The 17130-nt window shown below is 65.0% G+C and carries 15 protein-coding genes; 13 read left to right on the plus strand and 2 right to left on the minus strand.

Annotated elements, in window-relative coordinates:
• The first annotated feature begins 49 nt into the window (after positions 1-49).
• The 3 genes from polA to rpsA all read left to right on the plus strand — a co-directional run bounded on the left by polA (position 50) and on the right by rpsA (position 5427).
• Positions 50-2677, plus strand: coding sequence for a DNA polymerase I (polA, locus tag AMS67_RS01540; RefSeq protein WP_082305216.1), 2628 nt, complete (start codon positions 50-52; stop codon positions 2675-2677).
• A gap of 111 nt (positions 2678-2788) precedes the next feature.
• The gene (locus AMS67_RS01545) at positions 2789-3829 is read left to right on the plus strand and encodes a helix-turn-helix domain-containing protein (RefSeq protein ID WP_053385801.1); all 1041 of its coding nucleotides are present in this window, start codon (positions 2789-2791) and stop codon (positions 3827-3829) included.
• Between the two features lie 152 nt (positions 3830-3981).
• The gene (gene rpsA / locus AMS67_RS01550; RefSeq protein ID WP_053352949.1) at positions 3982-5427 is read left to right on the plus strand and encodes a 30S ribosomal protein S1; all 1446 of its coding nucleotides are present in this window, start codon (positions 3982-3984) and stop codon (positions 5425-5427) included.
• An 82-nt stretch (positions 5428-5509) separates the two neighbouring features.
• On the opposite strand, the gene AMS67_RS01555 is transcribed toward rpsA, so the two are convergent.
• Positions 5510-6115: a DUF4126 domain-containing protein gene (locus AMS67_RS01555; protein WP_053385802.1), complete on the minus strand. Its 606-nt coding sequence runs from the start codon at positions 6113-6115 to the stop codon at positions 5510-5512.
• Positions 6116-6166: 51 nt separating this feature from the next.
• On the opposite strand from AMS67_RS01555, the gene coaE reads away from it, so the two are divergent.
• The gene (gene coaE / locus AMS67_RS01560; RefSeq protein WP_053385803.1) at positions 6167-6772 is read left to right on the plus strand and encodes a dephospho-CoA kinase; all 606 of its coding nucleotides are present in this window, start codon (positions 6167-6169) and stop codon (positions 6770-6772) included.
• Here the strand turns inward: coaE and AMS67_RS01565 are convergent.
• Positions 6759-7370 (minus strand): vitamin K epoxide reductase family protein, encoded by a 612-nt coding sequence (locus AMS67_RS01565; protein WP_053385804.1) that lies wholly within the window; start codon positions 7368-7370, stop codon positions 6759-6761. The genes coaE and AMS67_RS01565 overlap by 14 nt on opposite strands.
• Positions 7371-7630: 260 nt before the next feature.
• Here AMS67_RS01565 and AMS67_RS01570 point away from each other — a divergent pair, with 260 nt between their 5' ends.
• From AMS67_RS01570 to AMS67_RS01610, 9 genes are all read left to right on the plus strand, one after another.
• Positions 7631-10138, plus strand: a complete 2508-nt coding sequence (locus AMS67_RS01570) for an Rne/Rng family ribonuclease (protein ID WP_053385805.1) — start codon at positions 7631-7633, stop codon at positions 10136-10138.
• A gap of 146 nt (positions 10139-10284) precedes the next feature.
• Complete coding sequence (gene rplU / locus AMS67_RS01575) at positions 10285-10593, plus strand: 50S ribosomal protein L21 (protein ID WP_053352954.1); 309 nt, start codon at positions 10285-10287, stop codon at positions 10591-10593.
• 33 nt (positions 10594-10626) lie between these two features.
• Positions 10627-10881 carry a 50S ribosomal protein L27 gene (rpmA, locus tag AMS67_RS01580; RefSeq protein ID WP_053352955.1) on the plus strand — a complete coding sequence of 85 codons (255 nt, stop codon included), beginning with the start codon at positions 10627-10629 and terminating at the stop codon, positions 10879-10881.
• A gap of 68 nt (positions 10882-10949) precedes the next feature.
• Positions 10950-12455: a GTPase ObgE gene (gene obgE / locus AMS67_RS01585; RefSeq protein WP_053385806.1), complete on the plus strand. Its 1506-nt coding sequence runs from the start codon at positions 10950-10952 to the stop codon at positions 12453-12455.
• Positions 12452-13234: a glutamate 5-kinase gene (proB, locus tag AMS67_RS01590; protein WP_053385807.1), complete on the plus strand. Its 783-nt coding sequence runs from the start codon at positions 12452-12454 to the stop codon at positions 13232-13234. The genes obgE and proB overlap by 4 nt, the downstream gene beginning before the upstream one ends.
• 29 nt (positions 13235-13263) lie before the next feature.
• Positions 13264-14517: a glutamate-5-semialdehyde dehydrogenase gene (locus AMS67_RS01595; protein WP_053385808.1), complete on the plus strand. Its 1254-nt coding sequence runs from the start codon at positions 13264-13266 to the stop codon at positions 14515-14517.
• Positions 14518-14573: 56 nt separating this feature from the next.
• Positions 14574-14786: a hypothetical protein gene (locus AMS67_RS01600; protein ID WP_053352959.1), complete on the plus strand. Its 213-nt coding sequence runs from the start codon at positions 14574-14576 to the stop codon at positions 14784-14786.
• Positions 14787-14800: 14 nt separating this feature from the next.
• Complete coding sequence (gene nadD / locus AMS67_RS01605) at positions 14801-15397, plus strand: nicotinate-nucleotide adenylyltransferase (protein ID WP_370726576.1); 597 nt, start codon at positions 14801-14803, stop codon at positions 15395-15397.
• The gene (locus AMS67_RS01610) at positions 15397-17115 is read left to right on the plus strand and encodes a hypothetical protein (RefSeq protein ID WP_053385809.1); all 1719 of its coding nucleotides are present in this window, start codon (positions 15397-15399) and stop codon (positions 17113-17115) included. The genes nadD and AMS67_RS01610 overlap by 1 nt, the downstream gene beginning before the upstream one ends.
• The last annotated feature ends 15 nt before the right edge of the window (positions 17116-17130 follow it).

The following is a 17130-nucleotide window of genomic DNA, read 5'->3' on the forward strand; positions in this document are numbered from 1 at the left end:
CGGCGGCGGATTGTAGGCTGATGCCGTGTCGAACACTCAGCCTACTCTCATGGTCATCGATGGCCACTCGCTCGCATTCCGTGCGTTCTACGCCTTGCCGGTAGACAGTTTCCAGACTCAGTCGGGTCAGCACACGAATGCGATTCATGGGTTTATCGCCATGCTCATCAATCTGCTCGGCAACGAACAGCCCGATGCGCTCGCGGTCGCGTTCGATATTTCTCGACACTCGTTCCGTACCGAGGAGTACCCGGAGTACAAGGGCACTCGCGGCGAGACGCCCGCAGAGTTCAAGGGGCAAATCCCGCTGCTGCAAGAGGCGCTGCACGCGATGGGCATCCGCACCCTTGAGAAGGAGAATTACGAGGCCGACGACATTCTGGCGACGTTGTCGACGCGTGCCGCAGAGCGCGGGTACCGGGTGCTCGTGGTCAGCGGTGACCGCGACACCATTCAGCTCGTCGATGATCGAGTGACCCTGCTCTACCCGTCGAAGCAGGGGGTGAGCGAGCTGACGCGGTACGACGGAGCGAAGGTCATGGAGCGGTACGGCATCCGGCCCGAGCAATACCCTGAGATCGCGGCGCTCGTCGGCGAGACGAGCGATAACTTGCCCGGCATTCCCCGCGTGGGTGAGAAGACGGCCGTGAAATGGATCAATCAGTTCGGCTCCCTCGAAGAGATCCTGCGTCGGCAAGACGAGGTCGGCGGTAAGGTCGGCGAGAGCTTGCGTGAGCACGCGCACCTGGCCGAACGAAACCGTCGGTTGAACCGACTGGTGCGCGATGTCGAGCTCGATGTCGAACTCGATGAACTCAAGCGTGGCGAGATCGACATGGCGGCGGTGCAGCAGATCTTTGCGAAGCTTGAGTTCCGCACGCTGCTCCAGCGCGTGGGCAAGCTTGCCGGCGCAGAGGTGCCCACGGGCGGGTCGACGGTGTCGGCCGCTGTGCCGCTCGCGCCCGAGCGGCCGGAGTCGAAGAACCTCATTGATGAGGAACTCGCAGATTGGCTGCAGAAGAACGAGAACCCCGCAGTACTGGTTCGCGAGCTTGATGGCGGCTTCGAAGTGGGGGTGGCGACCCCTGAATCCTCGGTTCGCTTCGATTGGCAGCCGGGCGGGCGCGACTACACGCTCTTCGAGGAGTGGCTCGCATCCGATGCGCCGAAGACCTTCTATGACGCGAAGCAGCAACTCGCCGTCGCGCGGCGCGGGGGAGTGATCATCGGCGGGATCGCGGGCGATGCACTGCTCGCCGCGTGGGTGTTGCGCCCGTCGAACGCGGAGAAGAGCATCAACGATGCGGTCTTCCGGTATTTGGGGGAGCAGGTGCCCGAGGGCGATCCCAATCAGCTCGTCCCAGACGAGGGCAGTGTCGCCGATATCGCGACACTCGCCTGGTACGTCGTGCGCCTGCACGCCGCGATCGTTGAACGATTCGAGTCGCGAGCCGGCGAGGTCTATCGAGATATCGAGTTGCCGCTCGTACCGGTGCTCCACGCACTTGAGCACCGCGGGGTGCAGATCGATGAGCCGCTGTTCGCCGCGCAAGACGCGGAGCTGACGGCACGCGTCGCCGAACTGCAGCAACAGGCGTTCGACTCGATTGGCCATGAGGTCAATCTGTCGTCGCCGAAGCAGCTGCAGGAAGTGCTCTTCGACGAGCTCGACATGCCGAAGACGCGCAAGACCACTCGTGGGTACACCACCGATGCGGCGGCCCTCGCCGACCTGCAGACGAAGCAGCCTCACCCGTTCCTCGACGCACTGCTCGGCCATCGCGACGCGAACAAGCTGCGCCAGATGGTGGAGTCGCTCATCAAAGCGGTGCAGCCCGACGGCCGAATCCACACCACCTTCGTGCAGACGGGTTCGAGCACCGGACGACTTGCGTCGACCGATCCGAATCTCCAGAACATTCCCGTGCGCTCGGAAGAAGGGCGTCGCATCCGCGAGGGCTTCATCCACAGCGGTGAGTTCTCGACGCTGATGACCGCGGACTATTCCCAGATTGAGATGCGGATCATGGCGCACCTGTCGGGCGATGCCGGGCTGATCCAGGCGTTCAATGAGGGCGAAGACCTGCACCGATTCGTCGGCGCCCGGATCTTCGGAGTCGCACCCGACGAGGTCACCAACGAGATGCGATCGAAGGTCAAGGCGATGTCGTATGGTCTTGCATACGGTCTGTCGGCGTTCGGGCTCTCGAAGCAGCTCAACATCTCCGCTGCCGAGGCCAAGCAGCTCATGACCGACTACTTCGAACGCTTCGGCGGTGTGCGCGACTACCTGCGCTCCGTCGTCGACCAGGCGAAGCGCGACATGTTCACCGAAACCATCTTCGGTCGCCGCCGCCCGTTCCCGGACCTCGCGAGCCCGAATCGCGTGCTCCGCGAAAATGCCGAGCGCGCCGCGCTGAACGCGCCGATTCAGGGGTCGGCAGCCGACATCATCAAGCGCGCCATGATCGAAGTGGAACGCCGCATAAGCGAGGCGAATCTCTCCTCGCGCATGTTGCTCCAAATTCATGACGAGCTCATGTTCGAGGTCGCCGATGGCGAATGGGATGCGCTCGAGGCAATTGTGCGAGAGGAAATGGCGGGCGCGGCTGAACTCTCGGTGCCACTCGAGGTGCAGGTCGGGCACGGTCCGAACTGGAACGCGGCGGCACACTGACCGGTTCGCGCAACCCGACTTCCGCGTGATTCCGCCACTGGCTCAACAGTCGAGTGGTGAAATCACGAGTTTCGGGCTGGCCGGGCGACCCGCGCTGCTTGGATAACTCTCATGAACATCACCAAACACGACTTCGGCATTTTCGTCACGGAACGACGCCGTGACGCCGGCCTAACTCAACGACAACTCGCCGAGCACCTGCACGTCACTGAGTCCGCCGTCTCCAAGTGGGAGCGCGGTCTGTCGTACCCCGACATCACCATCGTCGCCCATCTTGCCGACGCACTCGGTGTGAGTACCCAAGAGCTCATCAGCGCCAGCGAAGATCGACTCGGTCGCGCAGACCAGCGCGACGCACGCACCTACCGGCGCTGGCGGGGCGCCGTGCTCTGGACCAGCCTGAGTGCGTACGCCGCAACGATCCTGGCCTGCTTCATTGTCAATCTCTCGGTATCGCACACGCTGACCTGGTTCTGGACGGTACTGCCGGCCGTGCTGCTCGCCTTCTGCTTGACGAGCTTGCCGCTGCTGCCAATCCCGAAGCCGGGGTGGAGTGCGCTGTGGGGCGCTGTGCTGAGCCTAGCTGCGCTTCTGTGCGTGGTCTGGATCGGTTCCGACGGGGGATCCTGGTTGCCGATCGCGCTTGCTTCCGTGCTCTTTGGCCTGATCGTGGTGTTCGGCCCGATCTGGCTGGCGCTGCTCGAACTCCCCACTGCGCTGTCCAGGCACCGAACCGTCATTGCGCTGGCACTCGACACCGCGGGTGCACTCCTTCTCCTGCTCGTGATCATGGTGTCGATCGGTGCCCCCGAACTCTGGCTGCACCCCGTGCTCCCACTCGCCGCGATTGCGCTCGCCCCCATCTGGGTGATTGCACTGGTGCTGCGATACCTCCCGGTGAACCGTCTCGGCCGCTGGGCGGTCGCGGTCGCGATCGCAGGTGTGTGCGCATTTGCGATCGACCGTGCCGTCGATCGAGTGCTCGGTGAAGATTCAGGCGGCACCCTCGATCTCACGCGCTGGGACGACGCCACTATCAACGCGAACGTGCAGTTCTTCGTGCTGGTGGGTGCACTGTTCATCGCGCTCCTGCTCGGCGTCAGCGCGATCGTCCGCGCCTCGCGCACCGGACGCGCCGTTCCCACCGTGTAATTGATCCCGGGCGTGTTCCCGGGGTACCATAGAGCGTCACATCTGTGGCGACTCAACCATGTCCACACGTGGGAGCACTCGCGAACCGTCGGGTTCGGCCAAGATCGGCGTGCTTCCGCCTGAATACCCTGTCCATTCTGGAGACCAATTACATGACGAACGCAACGACCGAACGCAAGCAGGTTGCAGTAAACGACATCGGCTCGGCCGAAGACTTCCTTGCAGCGGTCGAAAAGACCATTAAGTCCTTCAACGACGGAGACCTCATCGAGGGCACCGTCGTGAAGATTGACCGCGACGAGGTGCTCCTCGACGTCGGGTTCAAGACCGAGGGTGTCATCCCCTCGCGCGAGCTGTCCATCAAGCACGACGTCAACCCCGATGAGGTTGTCAACGTCGGTGACTCGGTCGAGGCGCTCGTGCTCCAGAAAGAGGACAAAGAGGGTCGCCTGATCCTGTCGAAGAAGCGCGCACAGTACGAGCGCGCTTGGGGCGACGTGGAGAAGATCAAGGAGAACGAGGGCGTCGTCACCGGCACCGTCATCGAGGTCGTCAAGGGCGGCCTTATCGTGGACATCGGGCTCCGCGGCTTCCTCCCGGCTTCGCTCATCGAGCTGCGCCGCGTGCGCGACCTGACGCCGTACCTCGGCCAGGAGATCGAGGCGAAGATCCTCGAGCTCGACAAGAACCGCAACAACGTGGTGCTCTCGCGTCGCGCGCTGCTCGAAGAGACGCAGTCGGCAACCCGCTCCTCCTTCCTTGCTGAGCTCAAGCCCGGCCAGGTGCGCAAGGGCGTCATCTCGTCGATCGTCAACTTCGGTGCGTTCGTCGACCTGGGCGGCGTGGACGGCCTCGTGCACGTCTCCGAGCTCTCGTGGAAGCACATCGAGCACGCCTCTGACGTCGTCGAGGTCGGCCAGGAAGTCACCGTCGAGGTGCTCTCCGTCGAGCTCGATCGCGAGCGCGTGTCGCTCTCGCTGAAGGCGACGCAGGAGGATCCGTGGCAGGTCTTCGCACGCACCCACGCGATCGGCCAGATCGCACCGGGCGTCGTCACCAAGCTCGTTCCCTTCGGCGCATTCGTTCGCGTTGCCGATGGCATCGAGGGCCTCGTGCACATCTCGGAGCTGTCGGGTCAGCACGTCGAGCTCGCTGAGCAGGTCGTTTCGGCCGGCCAGGAGGTCTTCGTCAAGATCATCGACATCGATCTCGAGCGTCGCCGCATCTCGCTCAGCCTCAAGCAGGCGAACGACGGCGTCGATCCCGAGGGCACCGAGTTCGATCCCGCGCTCTACGGCATGACCACGGAGTACGACGAGAACGGCGAGTACAAGTACCCCGAGGGCTTCGACCCCGAGACGCAGGAGTGGAAGGACGGCTTCGAGTCGCAGCGCGAGAAGTGGGAGCAGGAGTACGCTGCTGCCCAGGAGCGTTGGGAAGCACACAAGAAGCAGGTCGCTTCGATGCTCGCCGAGGCCGCTGCGGCTCCGGCAGTCGAGGCACCGTCTTCGAGCTTCTCGAGCGATTCGGCTTCGACCGGTGCTCTCGCCGACGATGCGGCACTCGCCGCTCTGAAGGCACAGCTCGAGGGCAACTAACCCTCACGGCACGCTCTGCGTGCCAGTCTCGAAGGCCCGGTCCCCGTTCTCGGGGGCCGGGCCTTCGGCGTTGTCAGCGAGATCAGACGGTTGCGGGTGCGGTTCTCTGGCGACGATCGCGCAGGGCGCGCCGCAGCCGCTTGATCAAGAGGGCGCAGACCGCAATGACACCGACGAGCGCGAGCACCGGTACGATAACGGCCAGCACCGTGAGCGCGGCCGCCGCGAAGTCTTCGAGAGCGCTCGAGACCGCCGCACCAGCTCCCGCGGTCATCGCATTGATGAGGGGTCGGGCGATCATCTTCAGAAGATGCGGCACCAGTGCAGTGATCACACCGAGCACGAATGGCCAGATGCTCCCGGATTGCACGAGTGCCGAGGGGTCAGACACGGCCCAGGTGTCGCTGCCAGAGCCGGCCGCAAACACCATGCCGCCCGATGCCGGCCGAACGAGGGTGTGGAGCACGTCATTCACGGAGTCGAGCGCGGGAATCTTGTCGACGAGTATCTCGATGGCCAGGAGTGCGCCGAGAATCCCGAGACTCCACCCGTTCTCGAGCCAGGCCCATCCATCGGGCAACTGCACGATCGAGGTATAGCGTGAAAGCAGGCCGAGCCCGAGCAGCGGAATGTAGGCGTTCAATCCGGCTGACGCCGCGAGCGTCATGCCGGTGAGGATTTCGAGCATGGTCACCTCCTGCGTCTCAGCATACGCAGATCACCGGATAAGCTGTGCGGCATGCAGGTGATCGCACTCACGGGCGGGATCGCCGCGGGAAAGTCGACGATCGGCAAGCGACTCGAAGAGCTCGGGGCCACGCGAATCGACGCCGACGAGTTGGCTCGTGCAGCGGTTGCGCCGGGTTCGCCAGGACTCGCGGCTGTCATCGATCGTTTCGGACCACAGATGCTGCTCGCTGACGGGTCGTTGGATCGCGCCGCCCTCGGTGCCCGAGTGTTCGGCGATCCCGACGCACTCGCCGCGCTCAACGCCATCGTGCATCCTGAAGTGCGGCGCCTCTTCGCAGAGCGGTCACGCGCGGCGAAAGCGGCGGATGCTTCGGCCATCGTGGTGTACGAGATACCGCTGCTCGTCGAGACGGAGGCTCGTGATGGCGAATGGAATCAGGTTGTCGTCGCGGAAGCCGATGTCGAGACCCGTGTCGCTCGCATGGTGCATCTTCGCGGCATGGCCGAAGACGATGCTCGACGACGTATCGCGAATCAGGCGACCGATGCCGAGCGTCGAGCCGTCGCCGACCACGTGATCGACACATCAGGTACGGAGTCGGAGACGATCGCTCAGGTCGACCGTCTGTGGCGGCGCCTCACTACATCCGGCTGAACTCGGCGATCCAGTTCAGCTGCAACTGCGCAACGAATGCGATGACCGCGTAGCAGACGAGAATGACGACCCAGCTCCACGAATAGCACTTCGCGAAGAAGCGCTGTGTGCCGGCCGACACCGGAATGTCTCCAACGGCGTAGGGCCGGAAGAACGAGACCCACCAGAGCGGGATCATAACGGTCCACACCACCATGCACCACGGGCACAGCGTTCCGATCACGAAGACGCTCTGGCTGAAGAGCCAGCAGATGAGGGTGAACCCGGCCAGCAGGCCGACCTGGTACAACGCCCAGAACCACGCCGAAAAGCGTGCCCCGGCGAGCAGGGCGACACCCACGGCGATGGGCGCGACAAACGCCGAGACGCCGATGATGGTGTTGCTGAAGCCCAGGAGCGAGCCTTGCCACGAGGCCATGTTGGGGCCGCAGGTCACGAGAATGCTCACCGAGCAGTTCGGAATGTAGCCGGGATCTTGGAGTGTCTTGATGTATTCGGTGAGGAGTTCGAACGACGCGAACCAGCCCACGACGCCGGCGATCAGGGTGAACAGGGCGAACGCGATAGGCCGCGAATGCGCGCGGAGTTCAGAGCTCATGGGGTGATCGTAGCGGCCGCACCTGCGAATTCATCTGCTCTGCACCAGGCGACACCTCCGTGACATAATGGAGGGCGTACGGCGCGCCGAACCGGCGAAACGTGCGCACAGTCTTTTGATGGTCGCAAGACCCTCACCGGTCGAAGAACGACCGAGCGCGGATGCGGGGCATCCGCGGAGAATAGGATTCGCGGGTTACCCCGCACGAGAAGTGTCCCCGGGCAATGCTGCTGCACCTCGGGGCAGAGGAGACACCAGTAATGGTGAACGAGACGAATACAGAACCGAACACAGAGCAGGTGGAAGACACCACCGAGGTTGCGGAAGCGGCATTAGTTGCCACCCCGGTTGCGGGCGAACCGGCTGCGAGCGACTCTGCCCAGTCTGCCGATGTCGACCCGGAGGCCGCACCCGCTGCGCACGGTGACGCCGCTGATGCGGGGGAGCCGGCAGAAGAGGCGTCACCCTCCGACGCCTCCGAGGAGTCGCCGGAGGCTCCAGCGAAGCCGCAGTTGCTGCTGCCGCTCGCCGACATGACTCCGGAGGAGCGCTTCCGTGCGACGACGCGACTGATCTTCCTGGCGCCCGACGTGCCCCCGGTGGCCCCGCGCTCGCGGCGCTCCGATTTCCGCCCGTCTGAGTCGCGTCAGCTCGACGACCTGCTCGATGAGCGTTTCTCGCGCGACGATGCGCCAGAGGATCGCGAGTCGCCCGCGCAGCAGCGCCGCAACCGGCGGCGCAACGGTGCTGAACCGGCAGCGCACCCCGACGAAGAGGCGCCGCGTCGCCCGCAGCGTCAGGCCCCCGTGATCACGGAGCCGCAGAAGGTGAAGGGATCCACCCGCCTCGAGGCGAAGAAGCAGCGTCGACGCGACGGTCGTGATGCTGGTCGCCGCCGCGTGGTCATCACTGAGTCGGAGTTCCTGGCGCGCCGCGAGGCAGTCGATCGCGAGATGATCGTGCGCACGACTGCGGATCGCGTGCAGATCGGTGTACTCGAGGACAAGGTGCTGGTCGAGCACTACGTTGCGCGGTCGAGCGAGAACTCGCTCATCGGCAACGTGTACCTCGGTCGCGTGCAGAACGTGCTGCCGAGCATGGAGGCGGCATTCGTTGACATCGGCCGGGGCCGGAATGCGGTGCTGTACTCGGGCGAGGTCGACTGGTCCGAGTTCGAGGGCGGCAATACCGCTCGCCGCATCGAGAATGCGCTGAAGCCGGGCGATCAGGTGCTCGTGCAGGTGACGAAGGACCCGGTCGGTCACAAGGGTGCGCGTCTGACGAGCCAGATCTCCCTGCCTGGGCGATTCCTGGTGTACGTTCCCGGCGGCGCGATGAACGGTATCTCGCGGAAGCTTCCCGATACGGAGCGCGCGCGGCTCAAGAAGATCCTGAAGGAAGTTCTGCCGAGCGGTGCCGGCGTCATCGTACGCACGGCTGCGGAGGGCGCCAGCGAGGATCAGCTGACCCACGATGTGCAGCGCCTCACTCGTCAGTGGGAGTCGATCCAGAAGCGTGTGGAGAAGGGCGGCGGGCCGGTGCTGCTGCACTCGGAACCCGACATGCTGATCAAGATCGTCCGCGACGTGTTCAACGAGGACTTCCACCGCTTGACGATTTCGGGCGCAGATACGTACGAGACGATCGAGCGCTACCTGTCGCAGGTGGCACCCGATTTGCTCGAGCGCGTCGAGCGCTTCGCGCATGAGCGAGACATCTTCGATGAGTACCGAGTCACCGAGCAGATCGCCAAGGCGCTGGATCGCAAGGTGTGGCTGCCCTCGGGCGGATCGCTCGTCATCGACCGCACCGAGGCGATGACCGTGGTCGACGTCAATACGGGCAAGTTCGTCGGTTCGGGCGGCAATCTCGAAGAGACGGTTACGAAGAACAATCTCGAGGCCGCTGAAGAGATCGTGCGCCAGCTGCGTCTGCGTGACATCGGTGGCATCATCGTCGTCGACTTCATCGATATGGTGCTCGAGTCGAACCGCGATCTGGTGCTGCGCCGCATGGTCGAGTGCCTGAGCCGGGATCGTACGAAGCATCAGGTCGCCGAGGTGACGTCCCTCGGCCTCGTGCAGATGACGCGCAAGAAGCTGGGGCTCGGGCTGCTCGAATCGTTCAGTGAGCCCTGCGATGTCTGCGCAGGTCGTGGTGTGATCGTGCATCATGAGCCGGTGGCCAAGCACCACCGAGCAGAATCGTCGCCGCGCAATGCGAAGCGCGCCAAGGGGCAGCAGCCGCACGTCGATGCGAAGTCCCAGACGCACGCGATCAGCGACGGGGCGAAGAACATGCTCGCTCAGGTCGCCGCTTCGACGCTGCATGCGCCGAAGCCCGAGCACGAAGAACTGGCTCAGGCGATTCAGGCGGCAGCTCGCGAGGTGGAGTCAGCCCCTGCAGCTGAGTCCTCAGCTCCGGTGACCGGCCGCGTGTCATCGCGGAGCGGGTCGCGCGACGCCGATCGCTCTGAAGCGAGTCAGCGCTCATCAGGTCAGCGCGCCCCGCGTTCGGAATCCCAGCCGCCGGCGACCGGGTTGCTCGATTCGGTGCTGAACGCGCTCCCTGATGCTCCGGCCGCCGGCAACGGACGCGCGCGCAACCGCCGTGTGAGTACGGCGCCCGTGCGTGGCGGAGCCGAGCCGAGCCGTGCGGATGCCACGCCCGGCGAGGGCGAACCGGTGAATGCCAAGCAGGCGGCCCAGCGGGCGCTCGCGGAGGCGCTCGACCTCACGGCACTGCGGCGAGACGCAGAACGCGAGTGACACGCGGGGGCGCCTATTTGACCAAAATCGGTGCTTCGAGATAATATTGACCGTTGGTGCTGCTCTGTCGGGCAGCAAACACAGGCTTCGAACGCGGCACTGCTGCGATTCGGCTCGTAAGACGATCCTCGAGAAAAGGGTATGAAGTGGTTTACGCAGTAGTGCGCACAAGCGGACGTCAGGAAAAGGTCGAGGTTGGCTCGATCATCACCGTCAACCGTGTTTCGGGTGACGCCAAGGGCAAGCTCGAGCTTCCCGCGGTGCTCCTCGTCGACGGCGACCAGGTGACCACCGACGCTGCAAAGCTCGCAAAGGTCAAGGTGACCGCAGAGGTGCTCAACGACCTCCGCGGCCCCAAGATCGTCATCCAGCGATACAAGAACAAGACCGGTTACAAGAGCCGCCAGGGGCACCGTCAGGATCTGACGCGTCTCAAGGTCACCGGCATCAAGTAATCCGCCTCGGAACGATTCAAGGAGTAGAGACTCATGGCACATAAGAAGGGCGCCAGCTCCACCCGTAACGGTCGCGATTCGAACGCTCAGCGCCTCGGCGTGAAGCGCTTCGGCGGCCAGCAGGTGAACGCAGGCGAGATCATCGTGCGTCAGCGCGGCACGCACTTCCACCCCGGCGCAAACGTCGGTCGTGGCGGCGACGACACCCTGTTCGCTCTTGCAGCGGGCGCGGTTGAGTTCGGTGCAAAGGGCGGCCGCAAGGTCGTCAACATCGTGACCGCCGCCTAACCACAGGCAGTCAACGGCGAGGCGGGCTTCGGCTCGCCTTTTGCCGTATCTAGGGCAGGGAAAACAGTATGGTCACGTTCGTCGATCAGGTGCAGGTGCACATTCAGTCCGGGCGCGGCGGAAACGGCTGCGTGTCGATCCGTCGTGAGAAGTTCAAGCCGCTCGCCGGCCCAGACGGTGGTGCCGGCGGACACGGCGGAGACGTTGTGCTCGTCGCCGACCCGCAAGTGACGACGCTGCTCGAGTATCATCGTCGACCGCACCGCACTGCCGAAAACGGCGGATTCGGTGCGGGCGATTATCGCGATGGCACGAATGGTGCCGAGCTGCTGCTTCCCGTGCCGGTTGGCACGGTGGTCAAGAATGAGGCAGGGGAGACCCTGATCGATCTGACCGAGGCGGGTGCGCGCTATGTCGCCGCACAGGGCGGTGTCGGCGGTCTGGGCAATAACGCCCTTGCGAGCACGAAGCGCAAGGCCCCTGGATTCGCGCTGCTTGGCACTGAGGGGTGGGCCGGATCGCTCACCCTCGAGCTCAAGACCATCGCCGATGTTGCCTTCGTGGGGTACCCGTCGGCGGGCAAGTCCAGCTTGATCGCGGCGATGAGCGCGGCGAAGCCGAAGATCGCGGATTACCCGTTCACCACCCTGCACCCCAACCTCGGCGTGGTGCAGTCGGGTGACCATCGCTTTACCGTTGCCGACGTCCCTGGATTGATCGAGGGCGCGAGCGAGGGCAAGGGCCTGGGGCTCGACTTCCTTCGCCATGTCGAGCGTTGCAGCGCGCTGCTGCACGTGCTCGACTGCGCGACGCTCGAACCCGGCCGCGACCCGATTTCCGACCTCGAGATCATCAAGGCAGAACTCGCCGCGTACCCGGTGCCGGAGGGCCAGACTCCGCTGCTCGAGCGCCCGCAGCTCATCGCGCTGAACAAGATCGATGTACCTGAGGGGCGTGAGCTCGCGGACTTCGTGCGCGGCGATCTCGAAGCTCAAGGGTACCGGGTCTTCGAGATCTCGACGGTGTCGCACGAGGGGCTGCGCGAGCTCGGCTTCGCCCTCGGTGAACTCGTGGACCAGGATCGCCAGCGGCGTATCGCGGCAGAACCGGCGCAGCCGCGCATCGTGCTGCAGCCGAAAGCCGTCAACGATGGCGGCTATCGCGTGGTGACGGAGGGCGGAAGTTACGGCACGCTGTACCGCATCCTGGGTGCGAAGCCCGAGCGCTGGGTGGCGCAGACCGACTTCAAGAACGATGAGGCAGTTGGATACCTCGCCGATCGTCTGCAGAAGATCGGCATCGAAGACGCCCTCGTGAAGGCGGGCGCCACTGCGGGGTCAACCGTGGTGATCGGCCCGGGATCCGGCGTCGTGTTCGATTGGGAGCCGACCGTCACCAGCGCTGCTGAGGTGCAGATGGGTGCCCGAGGCACCGACCTGCGTGTTGATCCCAACGACCGTCGCACGAACAAAGAACGTCGCATCGAATATCACGGCATGATGGACGCGAAGGCCGAAGCTCGTGCCGAGCTCGATCGCGAACGCGAGGCGGGGCTCTGGAAGGACGAATCGTGACCCACGGGGCCGACCTGCTCGCGGCGCGGCGCGTCGTCGTCAAGGTCGGTTCCTCATCGGTGAGCGGCGACAACGCAGCGCAGATCCCGGATCTCGTCGCGTCACTCGCCCGACTGCACGCCGGTGGTGCGCAGGTGATTCTCGTTTCGAGCGGTGCGATCGCGACGGGGGTCCCGTTTCTCAAACTCGACGAGCGGCCCGAAGATCTTGCCACGCAGCAGGCCGCGGCTGCGGTCGGCCAGAACATTCTCGTCAATCGCTATCAGCGAGCGCTGACGACTCACGAGATTATCGCCGGTCAGGTGCTCCTCACCGCGCACGACATCGAAAACCCGACGCATCGCGGCAACGCCCGTCGAGCGATCGAACGACTGTTGCAGCTCGGGATCCTGCCCATCATCAATGAGAACGACACCGTCGCGACGCACGAGATTCGCTTCGGCGACAACGATCGCCTTGCGGCGCTGGTCGCCCGGCTGGTCGATGCCGATCGTCTGGTGCTGCTTTCCGATGTGGACGCGCTGTACACGGCGCCGCCGATGATCGTCGGAGCGGAGCGCATTGCCGAGGTCGCGTACGGGGATCCTCTGGCGGGCATCGAGATCGGCGAAAGCCAGTCGGGATGGGGCACCGGTGGCGCGGCGACGAAGGTGCAGGCGGCGCGACTCGCTGCCGACGCCGGCGCGACAGTGCTGCTGACTGAAACGCGGTTGTTCTCGGCGGTGCTCGACGGTGCGGATCACGGCACGCGGTTCGAGGCACGCCCCACGGGCGGTTGACCCGCCCGGAACGCACTAGGCTGAATCCCATGTCTGCAGGAGATGCCTTCCTCGAGCGCCTGTCGCTCGCACGCACTGCGGCGCGCACGCTCGCGACCGCCACCACGGCTCAGAAGAACGCGGCACTCGCCGCGATCGCTGAACGGCTCGAAGGCTCGATTCCACAGATCGTGGAGGCTAATGAGCGCGACCTGGCGCGTGGGCGGGAGCAGCAGATCGGTGTCGGGCTGCTCGACCGACTGCGACTCGACGAGGAGCGCGTGCGGGGGCTCGCAGCGGCAGTTCGCGACGTCATCGCGCTTCCCGATCCGATCGGGGAGGTCGTGCGCGGGAGCACGCTGGCCAACGGCATCGGTATCAGTCAGGTGCGCGTGCCATTCGGTGTCATCGGCGCGATCTACGAGGCTCGACCCAATGTGACCGTGGATATCGCCGCGCTGGCGCTGAAGAGCGGAAACGGCGTCGTGCTGAGAGGTGGCAGCGCCGCCGAGCACACCAACGGTGTGCTGGTTGCGGTGATTCAGGAAGCCGTTTCGAGTGCAGGGCTCGCGGGCGACGCGGTGCAGACGATCGACCCGTTCGGGCGAGAGGGAGCCGGCCGCTTGATGCGGGCGCGCGGGTATGTCGACGTGCTCATTCCCCGCGGCAGTGCCGGGCTCATCTCGACGGTGGTGAACGAATCGACCGTGCCCGTGATCGAAACCGGCTCGGGTATCGTCCACGTGTTTGTCGATGCCACGGCAGACGCCGAGATGGCGGAAGCCATCGTGCTGAATGCGAAGACGCATCGACCGAGCGTGTGCAACGCGGCCGAGACGCTCCTCGTGCACCGTGACGCAGCACCTCGACTGCTGCCGCGTCTGGTCGCTGCACTCCGTGCCGCGGACGTCGAACTCTGGGGCGACCCGGCAGCGCAGGCCGTGAGCAGCGACCTTGCCGCTGCGACGGCAGACACCTGGGAGACCGAGCATTTGGCGCTGGAAATGGGCATCAAGGTCGTCGACTCGCTCGACGAGGCGATTGCGCACATCGACCGGTACTCGACGCGTCACACGGAATCCATCGTCACGAGCGACTACGTCAATGCCGAACGCTTTCTCGCCGAAGTCGATTCTGCGGCGGTGATGGTGAACGCGTCGACGCGGTTCACCGACGGCGGAGAGTTCGGGTTCGGTGCCGAGGTCGGCATCTCCACGCAGAAGCTCCACGCACGGGGGCCGATGGGCCTCCCCGAACTCACGAGCACGAAATGGCTGGTGCGCGGCACTGGCCAGATTCGTTGATCCAAACCGATACACTGGATCGGTACCACCCAACCGTTATGAATGCAGGGGACCCCATGTCACTTCTTGCCACGATCGCAGTCGCCGCCGAAGAGGGGCACCACGTCGTCAACGAGCTGCCGTTCCCGGCGATCGTCTACGGCATCATCGCTTTCGCGATCTTCACGGTGTTCGCCGGTGTCGTCTTCTCGTTCCGCGACGTCGCGAATCGTCACGCCGCGAAGGCCGAGGCCTACGCACGCGAGCACGGTTCGGACTCGCACCACTAATCGAACGAGTCGACGTGTCGAATCCGCGTCGCATCGGGGTGATGGGCGGTACGTTCGATCCCATTCACCACGGTCACCTGGTCGCGGCCAGCGAGGTCGCGCAGAGCTTCAATCTCGATGAAGTGATCTTTGTGCCGACGGGGCGACCCTGGCAGAAAGAGAACGTGTCGCCGAGTGAGCACCGGTATTTGATGACGGTGATCGCTACCGCTTCGAATCCGCGATTCACCGTGAGTCGCGTCGATGTCGACCGTGCTGGCCCAACGTATACGGTCGACACGCTGCGTGATCTGCATGAGCAGATGCCTGACGATGAGCTCTTCTTCATCTCGGGCGCGGACGCCGTTGAGCAGATCCTGGGCTGGAAAGACGCGGATCATCTGTGGGATTTCGCACATTTCATCGCGGTGTCTCGCCCGGGGCATGAGCTCTCGCTTTCAGGATTGTCATCAGAACACGTAAGCTTGTTGGAAGTTCCCGCGCTCGCGATCTCGTCGACAGACTGCCGAGGCCGAGTCGCACGAGGTTATCCGGTGTGGTACCTCGTTCCTGACGGTGTCGTGCAGTACATTGCGAAGCACGGGCTTTACACCGAGGAAGCGACAGAGTGATGAGTGAGCAGGACGAACAACGACCGCTGACCCGCCGAGAGCGGCGCATGCGGGAGCTGGGGGAGACCGGCGCCATGGACCTCGCTGAGGCCGTGCCCGGAACTTCCGCCCCGGCCGCCGTCGAGCCAGAGCCGACGGCTGATACCCCGGCGACGCAGGCATCGGTTCCGAATGCGCCGACAGACTCGGCGCCGGTTGCGCAGACGGACCCCGCAACAGGCGATATCGAGATCTCGCCGGTGAACCCCGACGGCACCCCACGCAGTCGTCGCGAGCTGCGCCAGTTGCGCGAAGCCGCGCTCGCGGAGCGTGCCGCGGCCCAGCCCGAGGACGCGTCGAGCGCTGAGTCAGCGCAGGCCGACGCTGCCGTGTCCGCGGCTCCGGTCGGACCGGAACCTGCTGCGGCAGAGGAGCCTGCAGTAGCCGACAGCAGCGCTGTAGCCGAGATCGCCGAACCCGCCGTTGCACGTGGCGAAAACGGTGCCGACTCCGCACCGTCGGTCGATGATGCCGCGACGCCGTCAGCTGCACCCGAGGTCGATTTCGATTCACTGATTTCCCCGCCGACTGAGCCATTCACCGTTGAAGAGCTGCGCGAGGCCGAAACTGCAGCGAATGCTGCTGTCGACGAGGCTCGTCCTTCGGGCGAGCCTGCTCAACCCGCCGACGAGCCAGAGGCCTTCACTGAATCGGCGACTTCGCCGGCTGGTGGGCCCGAGAAGTCGAAGCGACGCTTCCCCTGGCAGCGCGCCAAAGCCGATGAGGCCGAGCCGACCCCCGAAGCTGTGCCGGCGGAGTCTGCGGAGACCGCACCCGCCGAGCCGGTGCAACCCGCGAGCGAGGTGTCCGCGGAGTCAGATCCCGAGGCGAGCGTTGCATCGGAGGACGAAGCGGAGAACGCTGCGGTGCGTGATGCGGACGTGTCCGCGGCGTCACCGGTCGATGCCGCCGCGCCGACCGCTGTCATCGACAGCCATGCGGTGCGAGCAATCTCGGAAGAGGCGCCGGAGTCGATCCCTGAGGTGGTTCCGCCTCGTGAGCCCGCAGACGATCTTCCGGTTGCTCCGGCCGCAGAGACGGTCGCCCTGCCCACGCAGGCGGCAGCTGTCGCGCCGAAGCAGCCAGAGCCTGAGGCGACCCCCAGTAGCCCCGAGCAGAAGTCCAGCTATTCGTTCCCGGATATCGCACCGCCAGAAGAGTGGCGCTCTGTCTTTGATGACCCCGCTTCGCGGCAGTTCCCGACTCCGGGCACGCAGCCGGGCGGCGATTTCGATGACCTCATCTCTCGCGCGGTCGCGCAGGAGGGGTCGACGGGCGGCACCGGCACCTCGGCGCTGATCCTGCCGACGATGCCGGAGGATACGGGTGGGCTCACCGGCCCGCTCGGAGCGACCGGCGATCTGTACGTCACGGGCTCACTGCACCTGCCGAAGTCGCTCGGCGAGACCGGTGGCCACTCCGCGATTCACGATTCGATCGAGATGGACCCGATCACCGGTGACCAGCTCAGCGAGCCGTCGGGCGACGGCAGCGGCCCCGCGCCGGTGTCGGCTCGTCACGCGGTGAGCGCCCGCGTCGATTCGGGTATGCCGGTCGTCGCGAAGCCCGCGCGCGAGAAGAGCAAGCTCCCGCTGATCCTGTCCCTGACCGGCGGCGGACTGCTGATCGTGGTCGTAGCACTGGGTGCGTGGGGCGCGAGCAATGGATTCTTCGGCTAAACCGCCGAACCTGAC

This window comes from Leucobacter japonicus (assembly GCF_001273855.1).
Classification (GTDB): Bacteria; Actinomycetota; Actinomycetes; order Actinomycetales; family Microbacteriaceae; genus Leucobacter; species Leucobacter japonicus.